This is a genomic window from Rhizobium sp. rho-13.1 (genome assembly GCF_007000305.1).
Classification (GTDB): domain Bacteria; phylum Pseudomonadota; class Alphaproteobacteria; order Rhizobiales; family Rhizobiaceae; genus Rhizobium; species Rhizobium rhododendri.
The window spans coordinates 1-19,236 of record NZ_SCFL01000013.1; the positions used below are offsets into that span (position 1 = coordinate 1).

At 59.9% G+C, this 19,236-nt stretch carries 19 protein-coding genes; 5 read left to right on the forward strand and 14 right to left on the reverse strand.

The genetic code is table 11. The annotated features are described in order from the left end of the window. From EQW76_RS22135 to EQW76_RS22155, 5 genes are all read right to left on the reverse strand, one after another. Window positions 1-644: Gfo/Idh/MocA family oxidoreductase (locus tag EQW76_RS22135; protein WP_143123251.1), on the reverse strand; the 644-nt coding region annotated here is incomplete at its 3' end. A gap of 16 nt (window positions 645-660) precedes the next feature. Then, window positions 661-1,572 (reverse strand): carbohydrate ABC transporter permease, encoded by a 912-nt coding sequence (locus EQW76_RS22140; RefSeq protein WP_142831129.1) that lies wholly within the window; start codon window positions 1,570-1,572, stop codon window positions 661-663. Between the two features lie 2 nt (window positions 1,573-1,574). Then, window positions 1,575-2,480, reverse strand: coding sequence for a sugar ABC transporter permease (locus EQW76_RS22145; RefSeq protein ID WP_244615424.1), 906 nt, complete (start codon window positions 2,478-2,480; stop codon window positions 1,575-1,577). 12 nt (window positions 2,481-2,492) lie between these two features. Then, on the reverse strand, window positions 2,493-3,416 hold the full coding sequence (locus tag EQW76_RS22150) for a sugar phosphate isomerase/epimerase (protein ID WP_142831130.1): 924 nt from the start codon (window positions 3,414-3,416) through the stop codon (window positions 2,493-2,495). A gap of 149 nt (window positions 3,417-3,565) precedes the next feature. After that, window positions 3,566-4,927, reverse strand: a complete 1,362-nt coding sequence (locus tag EQW76_RS22155) for an extracellular solute-binding protein (RefSeq protein WP_224129381.1) — start codon at window positions 4,925-4,927, stop codon at window positions 3,566-3,568. Here EQW76_RS22155 and EQW76_RS22160 point away from each other — a divergent pair. Beyond that, complete coding sequence (locus EQW76_RS22160; RefSeq protein WP_142831131.1) at window positions 4,926-5,249, forward strand: hypothetical protein; 324 nt, start codon at window positions 4,926-4,928, stop codon at window positions 5,247-5,249. The two genes, EQW76_RS22155 and EQW76_RS22160, sit on opposite strands and share 2 nt — an antisense overlap. On the opposite strand, the gene EQW76_RS22165 is transcribed toward EQW76_RS22160, so the two are convergent. Continuing rightward, the gene (locus tag EQW76_RS22165) at window positions 5,205-5,711 is read right to left on the reverse strand and encodes a MarR family winged helix-turn-helix transcriptional regulator (protein WP_142831132.1); all 507 of its coding nucleotides are present in this window, start codon (window positions 5,709-5,711) and stop codon (window positions 5,205-5,207) included. The two genes, EQW76_RS22160 and EQW76_RS22165, sit on opposite strands and share 45 nt — an antisense overlap. A 459-nt stretch (window positions 5,712-6,170) precedes the next feature. Between EQW76_RS22165 and EQW76_RS22170 the strand changes: the two genes are divergently transcribed. Genes EQW76_RS22170 through EQW76_RS22185 form a run of 4 tightly spaced genes read left to right on the forward strand, consistent with a single transcriptional unit; the run spans window position 6,171 to window position 11,192 of the window. After that, window positions 6,171-8,243: a hydantoinase/oxoprolinase family protein gene (locus tag EQW76_RS22170; protein ID WP_142831133.1), complete on the forward strand. Its 2,073-nt coding sequence runs from the start codon at window positions 6,171-6,173 to the stop codon at window positions 8,241-8,243. Beyond that, window positions 8,240-10,000 carry a hydantoinase B/oxoprolinase family protein gene (locus EQW76_RS22175; protein WP_142831134.1) on the forward strand — a complete coding sequence of 587 codons (1,761 nt, stop codon included), beginning with the start codon at window positions 8,240-8,242 and terminating at the stop codon, window positions 9,998-10,000. The genes EQW76_RS22170 and EQW76_RS22175 overlap by 4 nt, the downstream gene beginning before the upstream one ends. A gap of 26 nt (window positions 10,001-10,026) precedes the next feature. After that, window positions 10,027-10,611, forward strand: a complete 585-nt coding sequence (locus EQW76_RS22180; protein WP_142831135.1) for an amino acid synthesis family protein — start codon at window positions 10,027-10,029, stop codon at window positions 10,609-10,611. Further along, window positions 10,608-11,192, forward strand: a complete 585-nt coding sequence (locus tag EQW76_RS22185; RefSeq protein ID WP_142831136.1) for an amino acid synthesis family protein — start codon at window positions 10,608-10,610, stop codon at window positions 11,190-11,192. Before EQW76_RS22180 ends, EQW76_RS22185 begins: the two co-directional genes overlap by 4 nt. Before the next feature lie 76 nt (window positions 11,193-11,268). Here the strand turns inward: EQW76_RS22185 and EQW76_RS22190 are convergent, their stop codons facing one another. From EQW76_RS22190 to EQW76_RS22225, 8 genes are all read right to left on the reverse strand, one after another. Beyond that, complete coding sequence (locus EQW76_RS22190) at window positions 11,269-11,796, reverse strand: MarR family transcriptional regulator (RefSeq protein WP_142831137.1); 528 nt, start codon at window positions 11,794-11,796, stop codon at window positions 11,269-11,271. 3 nt (window positions 11,797-11,799) lie between these two features. Beyond that, complete coding sequence (locus EQW76_RS22195; RefSeq protein WP_142831138.1) at window positions 11,800-12,441, reverse strand: isochorismatase family cysteine hydrolase; 642 nt, start codon at window positions 12,439-12,441, stop codon at window positions 11,800-11,802. Between the two features lie 27 nt (window positions 12,442-12,468). Continuing rightward, window positions 12,469-13,404, reverse strand: a complete 936-nt coding sequence (locus EQW76_RS22200) for a nucleoside hydrolase (RefSeq protein WP_142831139.1) — start codon at window positions 13,402-13,404, stop codon at window positions 12,469-12,471. A 4-nt stretch (window positions 13,405-13,408) separates the two neighbouring features. Continuing rightward, entirely contained in the window at window positions 13,409-14,413 is a 1,005-nt protein-coding gene (locus EQW76_RS22205; protein ID WP_142831140.1) for a nucleoside hydrolase, read from the reverse strand. Window positions 14,414-14,428: 15 nt separating this feature from the next. Next, window positions 14,429-15,376: an ABC transporter permease gene (locus tag EQW76_RS22210; protein WP_142831141.1), complete on the reverse strand. Its 948-nt coding sequence runs from the start codon at window positions 15,374-15,376 to the stop codon at window positions 14,429-14,431. Then, window positions 15,364-16,410 carry an ABC transporter permease gene (locus tag EQW76_RS22215; RefSeq protein WP_161990986.1) on the reverse strand — a complete coding sequence of 349 codons (1,047 nt, stop codon included), beginning with the start codon at window positions 16,408-16,410 and terminating at the stop codon, window positions 15,364-15,366. Before EQW76_RS22215 ends, EQW76_RS22210 begins: the two co-directional genes overlap by 13 nt. Before the next feature lie 50 nt (window positions 16,411-16,460). Continuing rightward, a complete protein-coding gene (locus EQW76_RS22220) occupies window positions 16,461-17,990 on the reverse strand; it encodes an ABC transporter ATP-binding protein (protein WP_142831143.1) in 1,530 nt (509 codons plus the stop codon). 128 nt (window positions 17,991-18,118) lie between these two features. Beyond that, complete coding sequence (locus EQW76_RS22225) at window positions 18,119-19,126, reverse strand: BMP family ABC transporter substrate-binding protein (RefSeq protein WP_142831234.1); 1,008 nt, start codon at window positions 19,124-19,126, stop codon at window positions 18,119-18,121. Window positions 19,127-19,236: the final 110 nt, after the last annotated feature.

Here is a 19,236-nt window from a genome sequence, read left to right on the forward strand (position 1 = left end):
TCCGAATCATGGAGGCCTATAGATTCAGAACTTGTAAAAATACGCAACTGTAATGCTAGGAAGCGTCGGACGTCAGAGGCGACATCCGACTGCGTCTTGGCGATCAGAGCCGTGTCGACGTCCTTGCCCCGAACTTGGGTATAAAGTTGCTGGTAGCGATCGAAACGACCGGCAAAGTCGTGCATGTGGATCATCTTCGGCCGACCGATCCGGGCAAGCTGCTCGAGGCCGATCCGGTAGCCCGGATCATAGAGCTTCATGTAGCCGACGATGGCGACAAGCCCGCTGGCTTCAGCCGCCGCGACAAGCGGGCGGGCCTCTTCCGCGGTGAAGGCCAAGGGTTTTTCAACTATAATATGCTTACCGGCTGCGATGGCCGCCGATACTACAGGGCCATGATCGTAGGTGCAGATGACTACCGCGTCGACGGTCGGGTCGTTCAAAAGGTCGCGATAGTCCCGGTAACGTGCCGCCACGCCGTACTGCGTTCCGAGCGTATCCAGCACCGTCTGAGACAAGTCGCAGATCGCGGCGATCTTCAGCGTTGTGAGTTCCTGGAGAATCGGCAGGTGCATGAGCTGGGCGATCTCGCCGCAACCGATGACGCCGACGCCGATAGGAACTTTGGAAGAAGGTGAGCTCATTGATATGGACTTTCTCTCAGGACTTGACGGCGCCGGCGGTCAGACCGGCGATGAACTGCCGCTGCATCAGCACAAAGACGGCGATCACCGGCAGGGTTGTGATCGTCAGGGCGGCAAAATAGAGATTCCACATCGAGCCGTATTGCTGGAAGAATGCCACAAGCCCAAGCGGAATGGTCTGTACTGCAGGCTCACGCAGAAGCAGGAAGGAGAGGAAGAAGTCGTTCCAGATCTCGATGAAGCCGAAGATGATCACCAGCGCCAGGCCGGGGCGCACCAGCGGTAGCATGATCAACCAAAGGATCTGAAGGCGGTTCGCACCATCCATGCGCCCCGCATCCTCGAGTTCAATCGGGAGCGACAGGAAGAAGCTGCGTAGGATGAAGATGGACAGCGGCAGATTAGCTGCCGCATGAATAAGCGCCACGCCCAGACGGCTGTTGATCAAGCCCAGATCGCGCGCTGTCATGAACAGCGGAATGGCCATGACCTGCGGCGGCACGAGCATCGCCGAGACAATCAGCGCGAGGATGAGGTTGCGTCCGCGAAATGTCAGCCGTGACAGGGCATAGGCAGCAGGCGTCGCTGCCATCAGCACCACCACAAGTGCGACACCGGTGACAATGATGCTGTTAAGGATGCGGTCGCCCATCCCGGAGACGCGCCAGGCCTCGACATAATTTTGCCAGATGAAACTGGATGGAGGTCCCCAGACATTGGCGATCACCTCGTCTTTGGTCTTGAATGAGCCGAACAGCACCCACACCAGGGGATAGAGCGTTTCCACCAAAACGATGGCCAGTACACCATAGACAAAGACCAGTTCGGCGACCGACCGACCGGCAAGGCGCTCCCTCCAGCGCAGATGCCGCGTCCGTCTTCGGCTTTCGCCATCGATATCGGGAGAAATGGCTGGATCGAGGGTCATGGTCACATGTCCACCTTTGCGCGGCGCATTAGTCCGAGAAGTGCGACGCAGCCCAGTGCTACGATCAGGAATAGCGCATAGCCCATGGCACTGGCGTAGCCCATATTGCCATCCTGGAAAGCGGTTTTGACCATCAGCGTCATGACGACCTCCGTGGCATGATTTGGTCCGCCCTGCGTCAGAACCTGAACAATGTCGAAGTTGCGCACGAAGGCTCCGGAGAGACCAAGGATCACGTTAATCAGAACGACCGGCATCATCAACGGCAGGGTCAGGTGACGAAAGCGAGAAAATGCCTTGGCGCCATCCATGCGGGCCGCCTCGTAGAGCTCCTGCGGTATCGTCTGCAGTCCGGCAAGATAGATCACCGCATGGAAGCCGAGCCATTTCCAGATATCGACCGCGACGATCGAGTAGAGCGCGATATCCGCATCGCCGAGCCACGACTGCTTAAGCCAGGAAAGGCCGACCAGATCGAGTGCGGCATTGAGAAGGCCGAAAACCGGATTGTAGATCCACGACCAGAGCAACCCGGTTGCCGCGAAAGATAGGGTGACGGGAATGAACACGGCTGCGCGGATTGGTCCGCGCAGAAAAATCGCTCTATCGAGCAGCATAGCCAGGCCTAGACCGAGCGTATTCTTGAAGATCAGGATCAGAACGACGAAGATCAGGTTGTTCTCGATAGCGCCGAGAAACACGTGGTCGTGCAGCAGTCTGAGGTAATTGGTCAGACCGACGAAAGTCGGATTGGAAAAACCATCCCAGCGCGTCAGGCTGATCCACAGGCCCCGAAAGAATGGCCAAATGAAGAACAGCCCGAGCAGCGCCACTGCCGGCACCAGCATCAATGTCGCCACGATCGGGTCGCTGTCGAGCCGGATGCGTCGTTTGGGCGAGGTGGCCACGGCGCTTCTTCCTCAGCCCTTGAGGGGGTTGAGAGAAAGGCCGAGCGTTTCCGTGAGGTAGGCGATGCTCTCGATGGCGCTCTGCTCGGCGGTCTTCTGCGAGGCATCCAGCTCGACGATGGCGAGGCCGTCATAGTCGGCGTCGATCAGGACGTCGGCCAATCCGGGCAAATCGACGACCCCGGCGCCCAACTCGCAGAAAGCAGCGTAGCGCTCCGGGCCGACGAGGCTGTCGTCGACCTTGGTGTCCTTGAGATGCATGTAGCGCACCGCCGACACATAGGTCTTTAGCGCGTCCACCGGATCGGAGTGCGTCTGGGCTAGGTGGGCGGGGTCGATGCAAAGGCCGGCGTGTCGCGTATCCAGCTCGTCCATCATCCGGTCGAGCTGATCGCGACGCTCGATGAAGGTGTCGAGATGCGGATGATAGACCGTGGCGATGCCGAGATCGGCCGTTCGCCGCCCGATATCCTCGAGGGCTCGGCAAAACGCCTTGTAGTCATCCGCTGTGTGCTTGTTGCCCGATGCCTCGGATGGCCCGCCGCCGAGCACGAGAACCGGTGCACCGAAGCCTTTCAGAATGCGAGCGAGCGAGATCAGGCAACCGCGTTCGTATTCCCACAGCACCGGGTTGACGAAGGTGGCATTGACATAGAGCGACGACAGCCCGATGCCGAGATCGCTTTGCGCCTCGGATAGAAGCGCATAACGGCGCAAAATGTCGGTATCGGTGGTCACGCCGGGAGGGGCAAGGTTGCCGAGCTGCATGTATTTCCGGGCGAACTGATCGGACAGGCTGGTGAAAGCGAGGATCTCGAACCAGTTGAAACCTTGACCGGCTAGAAATTCAAGCGCGGGCCGCAGAGGCTGACCGGTGAGGTCCCAGCTGTTGAGATGATAACCGATGGAAAAACGCTGTCTGGCGGAACGGGTCATGGCCTGGGCCTTTCGTGCTAAGGCGGATAGGCTCGTCACTGCGACGAGAGTGTGCGTAGATGCGCAACGGCGCCGTGTCAGGCCGCGGCTGCAGGAAGAGGGCGGCGGCGCGAAGAGATCCCGCGCCGTTCGCATGCTCGGGACGTGTGTCAGTCCTTCGGCGGCCAGTTGCCGTCATCCACCAGTTGCTTGAAGGCCGCCTCGACACTCTTTGCCGCGTCCTGGGGCGTCGTGGTGCCGCCTACGACGCCGGCGATACCCGATGCCACGGCGCTCGTGACTTCGCTCGGCCAGACCCAGTCGAGGAATTTGACAGTATCGGGGAACGTGTTCGCGCGCAGTTCCTTGGCATAGGGTTCGTCAACGCCATCGACACCCTTGATCGATGTGGCGATCGGCTGGTCTGCGTCCAGATAGATTTTTGCGATATCAGGCTTTGTCAGATAGGCAATGAAGTCGAGTGCAGGCTTGACCTTTTCGTCCGGAATGGAGGCGCTAAGGCACATGCCGTTGTCGGCGCCGCCGCCATGCTTAGGCGCCCCGGGCGTTCCAGGCATCTTCGGGAAGGGGAAGACGCCCCAGGTAAAGTTCTTGACGCTATCCTTTAGGGACGGAACTTCCCAAGTGCCGCCATAATACATCGCGCTCTTGCCGCTGGCGAAAGCGGCCCTCATGCCCTCCATGTCGACGGAAAGCGAATCCTTGGACAGAATGCCGTCGTCTGTCCATTGCTTGATCAACTGAAAGGCTTCGATGCTCTTGGCATCATCGAACGGTTCATTGCCTTCGAGTTGCTGTTGGGTGAGGCTCACCGCGTCGCCGCTCGATTGAGACAGGGTCTCGAAATACCACATCGGCCACATGACCGAATTGGCGCCCTGGTGCAGAAGCGGGATGACGCCGGCTGCCTTGAGCTTCGGCACCGCCGCCTTGAGGTCTTCATAGGTCGGAGGCGTCGGAATGCCGAGCTTCTTGAACAGACCGACATTGTAGAAGATCGTCGATGTTGACAGCGAACTGATCGGCACGCCGTAGATCTTGCCGTTGACCGTAAATGCTCCAAAGCTGGTGGCGTCGACATTGGCGGCGAACGGCTTCACATCGTCGGTTATCGGCTTCAGCAGACCGCGGCGTACATAGGCTCCATTGACCCAGAAGGCCGAGCAGGCAACCAGATCCATTTCCTGGCCCGACAGCTTGGCGGTCATCATACGCTGCAGCGAACCGGCTTGCGGCCCCTGCGCATCCCATTCGATGCTGGCTACTTCCGGATGCGCCTTGAGGAATCCGGAGATGATTTCGTCGCGGATCTTGGTCTGGACCTCAGGTTTTTCTCGAGGCGCCAAAACGTCAAGGGAGGAGCCGCCGAATACTTTCAGCGTGACGCCCGCCGCCTCGGCGGATATCGGAAGAGCAATAGCGGAAAGGCTGAGGGTGACGCTAAGGATACGCGCCGTCAACTTCCGATTTCGGTGCGTCATAAAATAGGAGGAATGCAAAGAAGTCAGCATGATAGAACCCCTTTTTTGCTTTATTTCGATGCCTTTGCATCTCGACCATATCGTTGATGGTCATACAAATAAGGATCAAGCGTTTGCACTTGTCAAGCACTTCGAAGCTAAGATTTTTATCGATGTGCAAGCCTTTGGCGATTCGCATGTCAGCTTGCAAGAATCCACGCGCGCCGCTACCGCCGCTGCTCTTCAGACTCGTTCGATTGTCAACGATATTTCAAGGCGTTGCCAGGATCAATCGTGCTGCTGCCATGCTGGCATGCGCTGCTTGATTTCACTCTGCGTCCGTCAGTTTTCCAAGCAGCTTGACAAAAGTTGATCGCTCTCGCGACGACAGCGGCGCCAAAAATTGCTCCACGGAGTCGATGCTGAGCTTAAGCAGCGGCAGGGTGTATTCGATGCCCACAGGCGTCAGGCTTAGCACGGACAGCCTTTGGTCGGTGCTGGACGGCGAGCTTTGCACGAGGCCGCTCTCCATCAGCTTGCGTACGACAATGCTGATGGTCGAGCGATCCATCGCGGTGATGCGACCGAGATGGTTTTGCGACAATTCGCCGTGTTTAAGCAGCGTTGCAAGGGCTGCGTGCTGGGTCGGCGTCAGATCGTAGCCTGTCATGGCATTCTGGAAGCAGGTCGTCGCGCGCTGATGGGCGCGACGGATCATATGGGCCGGATGGGTATCGAGATCGTAGCCCGACGCATCGTAAAGCGCCGCGATCTCCTGCGGTGAATGGGGCTGCGGCGCATTTGCGCTCGTCTTGTCATTCCTTACCGATGCCATCCGCGATCCTCCTCCGTCATGCACATCACGACCAACTCTGTCGATGGAATAGCCATCAAAAGCCGTTTCTGTGAAGAGCGCTACAGCAAGAACCCGGCAATTGAAATCGAGAATTGCGATCTATCGAAATATGAAAATGGCTTATTGACAAAGGCCAGCAATTAGATTGGATTGTATGAGTATCAACGAGTTTTGCAGCCGGATGGGCGCAAACTTCTCGAGTTGGCCATTCAATTTCTGTGGCCGGAGCGGAGATTGTCGTCGCCGCGCCGGAAGGAAGTCGTGCATGGAAGTCATTGATGTCGGATCGAACATTTTACTGGGGTGCGTTCTTGCGACCGCTGTGGTGAGCCACTGCCAGATCGCGGGCCTGGAAGTGCAAGGCCCTACCTGCAACGGCGCGTAGACTGCCGTCGCCGATTTCCATTCTCATTCCAATACGACCAGTCAGGGGGGCCTATGGCACCGGGAGCGAATACCTTGAATGACCGGATTGTCGCCGGGATCGATGTTGGCGGCACCTTTACCGACCTGATCATCATAGATGAGAAGGCGGGCAAGGTCGTCTTGGCGAAAACCCCGTCAACGCCGGGGGACCAGTCTAAGGGCGTGTTGAATGCGTTGGCGCAGGCGGGCTATCCCATCGCGAAAATCGACATGATCGTGCATGGTACAACGGTGACGACCAACGCGCTGCTGCAGCGCCGCATCGCGAAGGTCGGAATGATCACCACCCGTGGATTTCGCGACGTCATCGAGCTCGGCCGCCGCACCCGTCCGACGCCCTATGGCCTGTTCGGGACCTTCGTGCCGCTCATTCCCCGCGACCTGCGTCTCGAAGTTGATGAGCGGATGGAGGCCAGCGGCAAGATCCGCGTACAGCTCGACGAGGAGCAACTGCGCGATGCCATCGTCACCCTGATTGACGCCGGCTGCGAGTCTCTGGTCATCCATTTCCTGCATTCCTACAAGAACCCGGTCCACGAACAGCGTGCAGTGGAAATCGCCAACTCCCTGTGGCCGAATGTCTATGTGACGAGCGGCCACGCCCTGCTGTCCGAAGCCCGTGAGTTCGAGCGCGGGGTGACGGCCTCGGTGAACGCCGCAGTCCAGCCGGTGCTGGAACGCTACCTGCAAGGTCTGCGCACGGCGCTGCAGGACAGCGGATATGACAGGGATCTGCTAGTCATGAACGGCAATGGCGGGACGATCTCGTCACGTCTCGTGACCCGGGAAGCCGCCAAGACTGTCATGTCGGGTCCAGCGTCCGGCGTCATCGCCGCCGCCTACACCGCCAAGCGCGCCGGCTATGACCGGTTGATCACCTATGACATGGGTGGCACGTCGACAGACGTGGCGCTGATCCGCGACAACAAGCCACTAGTGTCCAACGAGATCGATATCGAATATGCGATGCCGATCCATGTGCCGATGGTCGATGTCCATACGGTCGGCGCCGGTGGCGGTTCGATTGCCGCCGTCAATGACGCAGGGCTGCTGCAGGTCGGGCCACAGAGTGCGGGCTCCTGGCCGGGGCCGATGTGCTACGGTCGCGGCGGTACGCGGCCGACCATTTCCGATGCCAATCTACTGCTTGGCCGCTTGAGCGTGAAGAAGCTTCTCGCGGTGGATCAGCCTGTCTCGGTGGAGCGGATCGCTAGTGCTTTTGCAGCCGAGGTGGGCGGCAAACTCGAGCTTGATGCCATAGAGGCCGCTGAAGCAGTGGTCGAGATCGCCAATCTCAAGATGGCCGGCGCCATCAGGATGGTGTCTGTCGACAGGGGTAACGATCCGCGCGATTTCGTACTGTTTGCCTTCGGTGGTGCCGGTCCGCTACACGCCTCGGCGATTGCCCGCGAGCTTTCCATCCCGAAAGTATTCGTGCCGGCAAGGCCGGGCCTGACCAATGCCATCGGCTGTGTCGTCGCAGATCTTCGCCACGACTACGTGACGACGGTCAACCGCTTGGTTGTCGAGACCGATCCGGCACTGATCGACGAGCTGGTCGAAAGCCGGACGGCCATGGGACTGCAGGCGATTGGCAGGGAAGCCGTCAAGCCGGTTCAGATCGTCGTCGAGCACAGCGCCGACATGCAGTTCTCCGGTCAGACGCATCTGATCCGCGTCAAGCTGCCGGAGGGCGCCGCAGACATGCAGACAATGCAGCTGCTGTTCGAGGAAGCCTATTACGATCGCTTCCGCGTGCGCCTTCCGGAAGTCCGGGCAAGAATCGTCAGCATCAACACCTCGGTCATCGGCATCCGCCGTGAGGTCAGCCTAGAGAACCTAATCCCCATGGCAGGAAGAGCGGCGACAGTGGAAGAGGCACTGGTGGAAACGCGGCCGGTCCGTTTTGGCGGCGCATGGCGCCAGACGCCGGTTTACGGGCGTGAGAAGTTGCCGATTGACGCTCGGATCGAGGGTCCGGCCATCCTTGAGCAGCTCGATGCCACAACCGTCATCAATCCCGGCGATGTCGCTGAAGGCGACGCGCAAGGCAATATAATCATCACCGTGGGGCAACGAGCATGAGCGGTATCAACGCCATCACCCTGACTGTCATCCAGGCCGGGCTGCAGCAGGTTTGTGACGAGATGGATCATACCTTTTCGCGCGCGGCCTTCTCGCCGATCATTTCCGAAGCTGATGACCGTTCCGATGGCATCTATGCCGCCGACGACGGCTCGTTGATCGCCCAGGGCATCGGTGGCCTTCCGGTCTTCGTCGGTACCATGCAGGCATCGACAAAGACGATCATCGAGTTCATCCGCGACGGCCGTTGTCTGCCGCCGGAGGAGCACGACATCTATGTGGTCAACGATCCCTACCTTGGCGGCACGCACCTCATGGACGTCCGCTTCGCGATGCCCTTCTACCGCAACGGCAAGATCTTCTGCTGGCTCTCCAACATCGGCCACTGGCCGGACATCGGCGGTGCTGTGCCTGGGGGGTTTTCCGCGTCGGCGACATCCGTCGAGCAGGAAGGTCTGCGTCTGCCTCCCGTGAAACTCTTCAAGAAGGGTATGCTCGATTCGGAGATTTATGCGATCATCTGCTCCAACATCCGCATCGCCGATCAAAGGATAGGTGACATCCGGGCGCAGGCCGCAGCCTTGCGGGTCGGTTCCGAGCGCCTGCATGCACTGCTCGATCGCTATGGCGATCAAACGGTGATCGATGCGATAGCCGAATTGCGCGTTCGCTCTGCCGCGCAGATGCGCGCCTCTATCCGCAGGATCGCCACCGGCACCTATCGCGGCGCCGCCTTTATCGATTCCGATGGTATCGTCAACGAGCCGCTGAAGATTTCGCTGCTGGTCACCAAGACCGACGACGACACGCTGATTTTTGACTTCGAAGGATCAAGCCCACCTTGCAAGGGCCCGATGAATTGCGTTCTGGCGACGACGCATTCCTCGGTGTATCTGGCGATCCGTCACATCTTTCCGGACATTCCCTTGAGTGCGGGCGCCTTCGAGCCGCTGATCATCAAGGATCCGGCCGGAACCTTTCTGCACGCGAAATACCCGCGGCCGGTCTCGGGCTGTGCGGCAGAAGTTTCCCAACGCATTGCTGAAGCCGTGTTCTCGGCGCTAGTGCACGCGCTGCCCGAGCTGGTGACAGCAGCGCCTGCCGGCTCGAGCGGCAATTTCGCCCTCGGCGGCCACGATCCGGAGGTCGGTCGCGACTATGTCATGTACCAGATTTCGGGCGGTGGCTATGGCGGCAACATCGCCGGCGACGGGCTGACGAATGGCTGCTCGACGATCGGGATTTCCAAGTCGCCGCCCGTTGAAATCACCGAACAGGTCTTCCCGGTGCTGTTTACTGAATATTCTCTGCGCGAGGCCTCCGGCGGTGCCGGCAAGACCCGCGGCGGCTTTGGCCTGACCTACGAGGTAGAATTGCTGCGCGGCGAGGCTAGCGCCTCCTTCGTGATGGATCACGGACGCGTCGGACCGCAGGGCGTCCTCGGCGGTCGCGATGGCGAACCAGGCAGCATCGTCGTCATCCGGAACGGCGTCGAATATCGACCGCCGCACATCACCAAGGAGCAGGACATTGCGCTGCGCAAGGGAGACCGCGTGCGTGTGGAGACACCCGGCGGCGGTGGCTACGGATCGCCATTCGAGCGTGATGTCGCCGATGTGCTGACTGATGTCGGACTTGGCTACTACAGCATAGAAGACGTGCGGAAGCTGTTTCGGGTGGTCATCGACCCCTCGACCGGAAAAGTCGTTGCCGACGAGACAGAGGCACTTCGCAACCCGACCCGCCACGTCGCCTGACAGGATCAGAAACAGGAGAAAATTGAATGCTGCCCGTCGAAGTTCGCAAATTCTACCTTCAGATCGAGGAGATCTTCCATGACGGTGGCCCGGTGGCCGACACGCCGCCGCGGCGCGGCGTCATCATGGCGGTCGTCGCAAATCCGTTCGCCGGCGGATATGTCGAGGATATTACCGGCTACATGGACACGCTGAAGCCTCTTGGCCTCGATATGGCACAGCGCCTGCTGGCAGCGCTTGGCGGTGATGTCGCGGTTATCGAGGGTTACGGCAAAGGCTCGATCGTCGGTGAGGCCGGTGAGCTGGAGCACGGCGCCCTTTGGCATGTGCCTGGCGGTTATTCGATGCGTGAGGTTCTGGGCAACGCGAAGGCAATCGTCCCTTCGGCCAAGAAGGTCGGCGGGCTGGGAGCAAGGCTCGACGTGCCGATCACTCACATCAATGCCTCCTATGTCCGGAGCCACTTTGACGCAATCGAAGTAGGCATCCCGGACGCCCCGAAGCGCAATGAGATCGTCTTCGTCCTTGCCATGACGACGGGTCCCCGGGTTCATTCGCGGCTTGGCGGCTTGGCAGTTGCCGACATCAAGGGCGAGGATGGGCTGCGATGAACCTTGAGATCAGGCGGATCGTCACCTTCGTCGAGGAGACGCTGAGCGAGCAGGGGCAAGTGGTACAGCCGCCCGTCCGGCGCGCGGTTGCTGCCGCGGTTGTCAAAAATCCCTATGCCGGCGCCTTCGTCGCCGACCTATCTCCGCTCTATGACCTGGCGACGCCGCTTAGTGAGATGCTGGTGCAAAGGACAATTGCTCTGCTCGGTGTACCTGCCTCAGCCATCCACAGTTTTGGCAAAGCGGCTGCCGTTGGCGAGGATGGCGAGCTGGAGCATGCGGCGGCCTTCCTGCACCCGAAGCTTGGGGCACCGATCCGCGCTGCACTGGCTGGCGGCGCGTCTATCATTCCGTCCTCCAAGAAGCGGGCAGGTCCGGGCGCCATCTTCGACATTCCGCTTGGCTACAAAGATGCGGTCTATGTCCGCAGTCACTTCGACGGCGTCGAGGTCCGTATACCCGGTGCACCGAAAGCCAATGAGATCGTCATCGCCATCGCCTTGACGACCGGTGGGCGGCCCCTGCCACGTGTCGGTGGGCTGCAGCGCGCGGACGTAATAGGAAAGGATGGACTGCGGTAACGCAAGTCTTTGGTCGACCTGTTGAGCGCCGGTTTTTTATCGAACGGTCGTCAATCCTTAAGGAAATAACCCAGGATCACTTTAGGAGTGCCAGCATTGCGAGGAATCGTCGCTGGTCCCTGGGTTTCAGCGGTGCCAGCACCTCGTCGCTAACCCGCTTTGCGATCGGCAAGGTTTCCAATGCGAAATCGATACCCTTTTCGGTGAGGGCAACCAAATTGACACGCTGGTCCTCATCCGATGGGACGCGTTGCAGGAGGCCCGGATCCTGCAGTCGCTGCAGCATAGGGCTCAATGTCGCAGTGTCGATCGCCGTCAGGCGGCCGAGATTGATCTGCGACATCGGTCCATAGCGCAAAAGGGTCGCGAGGATCGCCGATTGCGGTGGAGTCAGCGCATAACCTTCGAATGCTTTCTGGAAGATCGCCGTGGCTCTCTGATGCGCGAGCCGGATGATATGGGCATTGTGCTCCTCGAGCTTGTAGCCGATTTCGGCGAGCCGCAGGTCTATCGCCTCCCGCGATCTCGGCGCGTTATCCGCGGGTTGCTCGCGCGAACACTTGCCACCCTTCGGAGTTCGATCCTGGGTCTCGAGGGTTCCCATCGCTTATGCTTCGAAAATCTGGTTGGAAATCGCGATTTTACCGGCCAAGGCCGCGGTTACCGTCTCGGTGTCGGAGACCGTGCCGAAATGGGTGGCAATATCGTAAAGCGTCGAAACATGTTCGCGTGGTCCGGTCGCGGCACAGGCGTCGTGCGGCACGACGATATCGTAGCCCTGGAAAAAGCCGTCATGCACGGTCGATCGCACGCAGATGTTGGTGACGACACCAAAGACGACGAGCTGCGAGATCAGCATGTCTTTCAGCACGAGATCGAGGTCGGTCTGGAAGAAGGCCGAATAGCGGTGCTTGACGACGACGATGTCTTCGTCCTGCACTTCGAGATCGTCTATGACCTGCGTCGCCCAGGTATTCTCGACGCCATGCGGCGTGCGCTTCACCCATTCGCGATCTCGCCGCATGTTCTTGCGATGGGAATCGACGACGAAGATCACCGGCACGCCATTGGCTCGGGCAGCAGTGATCAGTGCCTTCTGCTGCGGCATCAGTGTTTCATAGCCGGGCAACACCATCCGTCCGCCGGGCTTGCAGAACTCGTTGATCATGTCGATGACGATGACTGCCGTCTTGGTCGGGTCGAGTATCGCTGCGTCATCGTGGCGGTGGGCGGAAAATACGTCGGTCATCCGAAAAACTCCGTGGTTCGTGGCGGGTCAGTCGCGCAGCAGCGTGTACATCAGTTCGAAGAAGCGGTCTGAATCGACACGGCTGGCCACCTTGCAGTTGGTCCCCAGTCCGCGCAGGTTCCAGTAGTCGGCAACCGTGGCGCCGAAAGTATGCGTCCCGGTCAGGTCGATCTCGACATGAGCGTCGCGCGTTTCAATCAAGGTCGGATCGATGACCACCGCCAGCGCCAGCGGGTCGTGTAGCGCGCCGCCGACGCCCATCTGGCCGCGATGCAGCTTCTCATAAAATTTCAGCCAGTCCAGAACGACCTCACCGAGCTTGGTGTCGATTTTCCGCAACTCGGCGAACTGCTCCTCTTCGACCAGCACGTGCATAGTGACGTCGAGACCGACCATGGTGATGTCGAGCCCGCTTTCCAGCACGATTCTAGCGGCCTCGGGGTCGCAGAAGATATTGAACTCGGTCGGAGTGATGTATTCCGTCCGCCGGTAGAAGGCGCCGCCCATCAGCACGATCCTGGCGATCTTGTGCTTCAGCTGCGGATATTTCAGCAGAAACATACCGATATTGGTCAAGGGTCCCGTCGGCACCAGAACCACCGGTTCTTCCGCCTCGGACAGCACCTTGGCGATGAAGTCGACGCCATGCATGTCGACGAGCGGCATCGACGCCTCGGGCAGATAGGTCGTGCCATCGAGGCCACTCGGCCCGTCAGCTGTGCCGAGCACGAGGGAGCGCGCCAGCGGCGAAACACAGCCGGCTGCGATCGGCACATCGGTCGCGCCGATGAACTCGAGAATCCTCCGCGCATTGGTGGTGGTGCGGTCAAGGGTGGCATTGCCGCAGACCGTCGTTACCCCGAGAAGGTCGATGGCTGGAGAGCGATGCGCCATGACCAGGGCGATGGCGTCGTCATGACCTGGATCGCAGTCTATGAGCACAGGGATTTTCTTCATCATCATTTTCCTATGCCAATGCGCCAATGGCGCTCTTAAACAATTTCAGGAATTTCTTGCCGTCGAGGTCCTGGCAGATGCGGGTCGTCGCAGGTCCGGAAAACGGCAGTATCTGTCGGCCGCGGAATGCCACCGTTTGGCCGCGCACCAAGCGTTCGCTGAGGGCAACATCTACGAACAGCGGCTCTGTCATGGAGAAGAATTCTGGATGCAGCACTGCACTCACCGCGATCGCGTCATCGAGCGGAAAGCCGACGAGCTTGAAGAACTCCCGCCAGATGTCGATGTAGATCGGAAACGTCCTCTGGACGTAGGACACCACGGTGCTGTCGGGATAGAGCGATCCGAGATCGTTCAGGTCGTCGCGCGTCAGCATGGAGGCAGCGACGCGGTTGTCCTCGCAGACGTCGAGCGGGACGAGGATGACTGGCGCGCCGCTGGCAAGCACCACGCGTGCCGCTTCCGGGTCGGCCCAGATGTTGTATTCGGAGACCGGTGTCATGTTGCCGGGCGTCTGGAAGCAGCCGCCGAGGACGACGATCTGCTTGACCAAACCGGCGATATCGGGGGCCATGCGCAGCGCCAGGGCAACATTCGTTTGTGGTCCGGTTGCGACGATCGAGATCTCGCCGGGATTGGCCCGCACGGTATCGATGATGAAGTCCGTGGCGTGCTTTTGCATCGCCTGGCGTTTCGGGGGAGGGGCCTTCGGATTGAAGTCCCTCAGCCGGTCGCCAAAGCGCGCCTGCAACTGCTTTTCGAAATTCACGGGCGCCAGCATGTCAGCGGCCGAATTGCCGACGATTGGACGGAAGGCGCCAGCGGCGACCGGGATATCGTCGCGGCCTGCCAGCGATAGCGTGTTGAGGACGACGTTGGTAACCTGCTCGATGTCGCCGGCCGCCCCGGTGCAGGCAGTGACGCCCTCCAGTGAGATACCTTCGCATCCGAGCGCAAAGAGGATGGCAAGGATGTCGTCACCGGCCGAGTCCACATCCAAAATTATTCGTTCCATCATGGCTCCGTGGCCTTACGCCCGTTTGAGAAGAGAGAAGCTTTCAAGCGTTTCCCGGACGACCTTTGGCCGCTGGCGGTAGGTCAGCCCGAACAGTGCCAACAGCGACACCAGATAGGGCACCATCAGCACGAGGTAGGAAGAGACGCCGAAGGTCTGTAGCCGCAGCGAGGCGGCGTCGGAAAAGCCGAACAGCAGGCAGCCGAACAGCACCTTCAGCGGGTCGCCATTTGAAAAGATCAGCACGGCGACGGCCATGAAACCGCGGCCCGACGACATGTTCTCGGCAAACATGGTGATATAGCCGAGCGACAGATGCGCACCGGCCAGGCCCGCGAGCACGCCGCAGAGCAGCGAAGCAATGTGCTGCATCCGCGCTGATGGGATGCCGATCGCCTCGGCTGCCTCCGGCTTCTCGCCGACGACGCGGATATAGAGGCCGAGACGCGTGCGATAGAGGATCAGCCAGACAAGGAAGACGGCGATGAAGGCGAAATAGACGAGTGGCGTGTAACCGGACAGCGCGCGGCCAACTTGGCCCAGCATGGCGATGCCAGGAATGTCGATCCGCGGCAGCCCGACAATGTCGCCGCGGACAATTGATCCACGCACGCCGAAGATCGCCTTGGTGAGCGAGATCGTCAGGCCGCCGGCGAGGATGTTGAGCGCCAGGCCGACGACAACCTCGTTGGCCCGTAATGTGACGACCAGCAGCGAGAACAGTCCGGCCATGGTCACGGCCGCTAGCACGCCGCATAGCACGCCGCCCAGCGCCGAGCCGGTCCAGATTGAACCGAGTACGGCGCAGAAGGCACCCATCAGCATCTGTCCCTCAAGGCCGATGTTGAAGATGCCGGCCTTGGTGGTGAAGGTGCCGCCGAGCGCGACCAACAGGATGGGCGCGGTCGTGCGCAAGGTTGCGGCAATCAGCGCCAGATTGAAGATCTTTTCTAGAATTTCCATCGACGCTCTCCCTGACGGCTGTCGCGGCGGCGGCGCACTAGAATCTGCGCCGAAACGCAGAGAATGATCAAGGCCTGGATCACCGTGATGATTTCGCGCGACGCCGTCGTCTCCACCTCCATCAGCAGCGATCCTGCCCTGAGCGCACCGAAGAATAGCGCCACGCCGACCATGCCGATCGGGCTGCCATTGGCAAGAAGGGCGGCGATCACGCCATCGAAACCGAAGCCCGGCGCAAAGCCTTCCATGAAGCGATGGTGCACGCCGAGCGTCTCGACACCGCCGGCCAGCCCGCCGACTGCGCCTGACACCAAAAGGATGACGAGGATGTTGCGCTTGACTTTAACGCCGCCATATTCGGCGAACTTCAAATTGGCCCCCATGGCGCTCATCGAGTAGCCGGCGCTGGTCCGCTTTAGGAACAGCTGCAGGCCAAAGGCAAGCGCGATGCCAATCAACAGCCCGAGATTGACACGGGAATCGTTCATCAGATGCGGCAGCTCGGCGGTGGCTGCAATGGGCGCCGTTTCCGACCAGCCGCCCGGGCGCTTGAAGACGCTGATCGTCAGATAGGACGTCAACAGCACGGCAACGTAATTGGCCAGGATGGTCGAGACGACCTCGTTGGTGCCGTAGCGGGCCCGGAAGAAGGCCGGTATCGCGACCCAGAGTGCACCCGTAAGGACGGCTGCCGCCAGCGCAACCAGCAAATGAATGACCGGCGGCAGAGTAAAGCCGAAACCGACCCAGGCGGCGGCAAAACCACCGACATAGAGCTGGCCTTCGACGCCGATATTGAACAGTCCGCCACGCAAGGCAATGCAGGCTGCCACACCGCAGATGATGATGGGGGTCGCCTGAAGCAGCGAGCCAGCGATGCGTTCGCTATTGCCGAACGCGCCGCGCAATAACGTCGCGAACACATGCGTGGGATTTTCGCCGACGGCAATGATGATGATCGCACCGCCGATTAGCGAGATGCCGATAGCCAGCATTTGGCCGAACATGCCCTCGGCCCAGTCGGGGAATTTCATACGGCGCTTTGGTGCGACCAGGACCGTTTGTGCGTCGTCGCGGCTCGCGGTCATGAGGCCACCTTCATTTCACCGGCCTGGCGTCCGGCCATCAGGAATCCGATCTCGTCCTCGGTCGTGTTGTCCGGATCGACTTCTCCGACGATACGCCCGGCAAACATCACCAGGATACGATCGGCCAGCTTGAGAACTTCGTCCAGCTGCACGGAGATCAGCAGTATTGCGGCGCCGATTTGCCGTTGCCGGATGATCTCGTCGTGGATTCCTTCCATGGCACCGATGTCCACGCCGCGTGTCGGCTGATCAATGAGCAGGAAGGGTGCTCCACGGGAGAATTCACGGGCCAACACGACCTTTTGCATATTGCCGCCGGATAGCGTCCTGACCGCGGCTCGATGGCCGGTCGCACGGATGTCAAACTGCTTGATCAGCCGTTCGGCTTGCTGCTTGACATGCGTCCAGCGAATGAAGCCGCACTTGGCAAACGGCGCTGAGTGCTGCCGTCCCATCAGGATGTTCGACGCGATGGAAGCCGAGGCATCAACGCCGCGCACCAATCTGTTACCTGGCACATGCGAGAGCCCGGCGATGCGAACGGTTAGCGGATCCTGCCCCTGCACGGGCGTCTGGCATAGTTGGATGACGCCGTGGCTCGGTTGGCGTAGGCCTGAAATCACTTCCGCCAGTTCGGTCTGGCCATTGCCATCGACGCCAACGATGCCGATGATCTCGCCGGCCCTGACCTTGAAATTGATGTCGCTCAGCGTCGGCAGGCCGCGATCGTCGCGGGCACAGACCTCGCGCAGATCAAGCACCGGCTCTCCCGTCACCGCGCCTCGCGGCCGGCGATCGAAATTGACGGCCCGGCCGACCATCATCCGGACGAGCTCGTCTTCCGAGACTTCGCTGGTCGGCCTGGTGCCGACCACGCGGCCGTCGCGAAGCACCGTGATCGTGTCGGAGACCTCCATCACTTCCGACAGGTGATGCGAGATGAAGATCACCGTCATGCCTTTTTCCGTAAAGGATCGCAGGATTCGGAATAGGTCCCGGCTTTCCTGCGGCGTCAGTACGGCTGTGGGTTCGTCCAAAATGACAATCTTCGCACCGCGGGCGAGCACTTTGAGTATCTCGACCCTTTGCTCGATACCAACCGAGAGCTCTGCAACGCGACGATCCGGATCGACCTGAAGGCCGAAGGCTGTCGACAGTTCGCGGACCCGTGCGCTCTGCGCTTTGCGATCGATGAGACCGCCTTTGGTGATTTCCATGCCGAGAAAAATGTTTTCGGCAACGGTCAGCGACGGCACCAGCTTGAAGTGCTGGTGCACCATGCCGAGACCGAGCGCGATCGCCTTGCGCGGCGAATCCATCACCACCGGTTCACCATCAATGCTCAGAACCCCTGCGTCTGGCTGGTAGAGGCCGAAGAGGACATTCATCAACGTCGTCTTTCCAGCACCGTTCTCCCCGACCAGCGCATGGATCTCGCCCTTGCGAACCGCGAGATTGACGTCGCTGTTGGCCGTCTGCGGGCCGAAGCGTTTTGTGACGCCGGACATTTCGATCGCGTAAGCCATCAAGCTCTCATCGTTTTCAACGGCCATTGACCTAAATCAAAAAGGAGGGACTTGGCGCGAATAGAATCGCCGCGCCAAGTTGGACCAAGATTCCGAACTGGAGACCCGATCAGACCCTGGGCTTTGCTCTACTTGTTTAGAGCCACGGAGATCGTGCCGTCGGCGACGCCCTTGCGCATAGCTTCAAGCTTGGTCATGACATCGGTCGGGATCTTGTCCTTGACCTGATCACAAACCTTCAGCTCGACGCCGCCTGACTTGATGCCGTAGAGTACGGAGCCGTCCTTAATAGGATCGTCGCCACTGACCTGGCCTTTGATCATGTTGTAGACTGCGATGTCGCCACGTTTCATCATGGATGCCAAGATGTTGCCCGGTGCGGTGGCGCATTGGTCGATGTCAACGCCGATCGCGTATTTGTTGGCGGCCTTGGCGGCTTGAAGAACACCCTCACCAGTCGGCCCCGCTGCCTGGTAGATTATATCGATGTCCTGACCGTACATAGCCATCGCCACTTCGCTGCCCTTGGCCGGATCGTCGAAGGTGCCAGCAAACACACTGTTGACCTTCACGTCCTTGGAAGCTTTGGCGACGCCCTGCTCCATACCCATAAGAAAGTTATGAATGACGGGGATGTCGCGGCCGCCGATGAAGCCGACTTGCGAAGAGTCGGCGAAGCCGTCAACTTTTTCCGCTGTCAACATGCCCGCAAGGCCGCCCGCGAGGTATGAACCCTCTTCCTCTGAAAATTTGACATAGGTCATCGTCGGGCTATCGAGCACGCCATCAATGAAGACAAAGCGTTGCTTTGGGTAGGCGGCATGCGACTTCTGGAGCGCGTCGACCAATTCCCAGCCCATGACGAAGATGACATCGTAATTGCCATCCTTGGCCAGGTTGTTGAATTGCTCCTCATAGTCGAGCGCGCGATTACCGGTGTCAACGATCTTCAGCTCGATGCCGAGATCCTTCTTGGCCTTGTCTAAGCCATTGACGATCGAAATGCCGAAGCCCTGCGAGAAATATCCCGAAATCGCCGCGACCTTGAGCTGAGCGGCATCCGCAGCCGTTGCTCCGAAGGCCAGAGTGGCGATCATCGCCGAACTGGCAAGCACTTTCCTGAAAATCGAAATCATGATCGTTCCCACTCTGTTGTTGTTTGTTAGCCCGAACCGCCGTTTCAAGCGCATCCCAGTCAGCGCAGGTCGATCTATATAGTTCGTGGACGAACTAAACTGAGCCGCAA

What these genes read in the sequence shown, in the direction of transcription:
- EQW76_RS22140 (WP_142831129.1), bottom strand. Translation starts at nt 1,572, where the DNA reads ATGACCCTCGATCCAGCCATTTCTCCCGATATCGATGGCGAAAGCCGA.
- EQW76_RS22150 (WP_142831130.1), bottom strand. Translation starts at nt 3,416, where the DNA reads ATGACCCGTTCCGCCAGACAGCGTTTTTCCATCGGTTATCATCTCAAC.
- EQW76_RS22160 (WP_142831131.1), top strand. Translation starts at nt 4,926, where the DNA reads ATGATAGAACCCCTTTTTTGCTTTATTTCGATGCCTTTGCATCTCGAC.
- EQW76_RS22155 (WP_224129381.1), bottom strand. Translation starts at nt 4,927, where the DNA reads ATGCTGACTTCTTTGCATTCCTCCTATTTTATGACGCACCGAAATCGG.
- EQW76_RS22165 (WP_142831132.1), bottom strand. Translation starts at nt 5,711, where the DNA reads ATGGCATCGGTAAGGAATGACAAGACGAGCGCAAATGCGCCGCAGCCC.
- EQW76_RS22170 (WP_142831133.1), top strand. Translation starts at nt 6,171, where the DNA reads ATGGCACCGGGAGCGAATACCTTGAATGACCGGATTGTCGCCGGGATC.
- EQW76_RS22175 (WP_142831134.1), top strand. Translation starts at nt 8,240, where the DNA reads ATGAGCGGTATCAACGCCATCACCCTGACTGTCATCCAGGCCGGGCTG.
- EQW76_RS22180 (WP_142831135.1), top strand. Translation starts at nt 10,027, where the DNA reads ATGCTGCCCGTCGAAGTTCGCAAATTCTACCTTCAGATCGAGGAGATC.
- EQW76_RS22185 (WP_142831136.1), top strand. Translation starts at nt 10,608, where the DNA reads ATGAACCTTGAGATCAGGCGGATCGTCACCTTCGTCGAGGAGACGCTG.
- EQW76_RS22190 (WP_142831137.1), bottom strand. Translation starts at nt 11,796, where the DNA reads ATGGGAACCCTCGAGACCCAGGATCGAACTCCGAAGGGTGGCAAGTGT.
- EQW76_RS22195 (WP_142831138.1), bottom strand. Translation starts at nt 12,441, where the DNA reads ATGACCGACGTATTTTCCGCCCACCGCCACGATGACGCAGCGATACTC.
- EQW76_RS22200 (WP_142831139.1), bottom strand. Translation starts at nt 13,404, where the DNA reads ATGATGATGAAGAAAATCCCTGTGCTCATAGACTGCGATCCAGGTCAT.
- EQW76_RS22205 (WP_142831140.1), bottom strand. Translation starts at nt 14,413, where the DNA reads ATGGAACGAATAATTTTGGATGTGGACTCGGCCGGTGACGACATCCTT.
- EQW76_RS22210 (WP_142831141.1), bottom strand. Translation starts at nt 15,376, where the DNA reads ATGGAAATTCTAGAAAAGATCTTCAATCTGGCGCTGATTGCCGCAACC.
- EQW76_RS22215 (WP_161990986.1), bottom strand. Translation starts at nt 16,410, where the DNA reads ATGAAATTCCCCGACTGGGCCGAGGGCATGTTCGGCCAAATGCTGGCT.
- EQW76_RS22220 (WP_142831143.1), bottom strand. Translation starts at nt 17,990, where the DNA reads ATGGCTTACGCGATCGAAATGTCCGGCGTCACAAAACGCTTCGGCCCG.
- EQW76_RS22225 (WP_142831234.1), bottom strand. Translation starts at nt 19,126, where the DNA reads ATGATTTCGATTTTCAGGAAAGTGCTTGCCAGTTCGGCGATGATCGCC.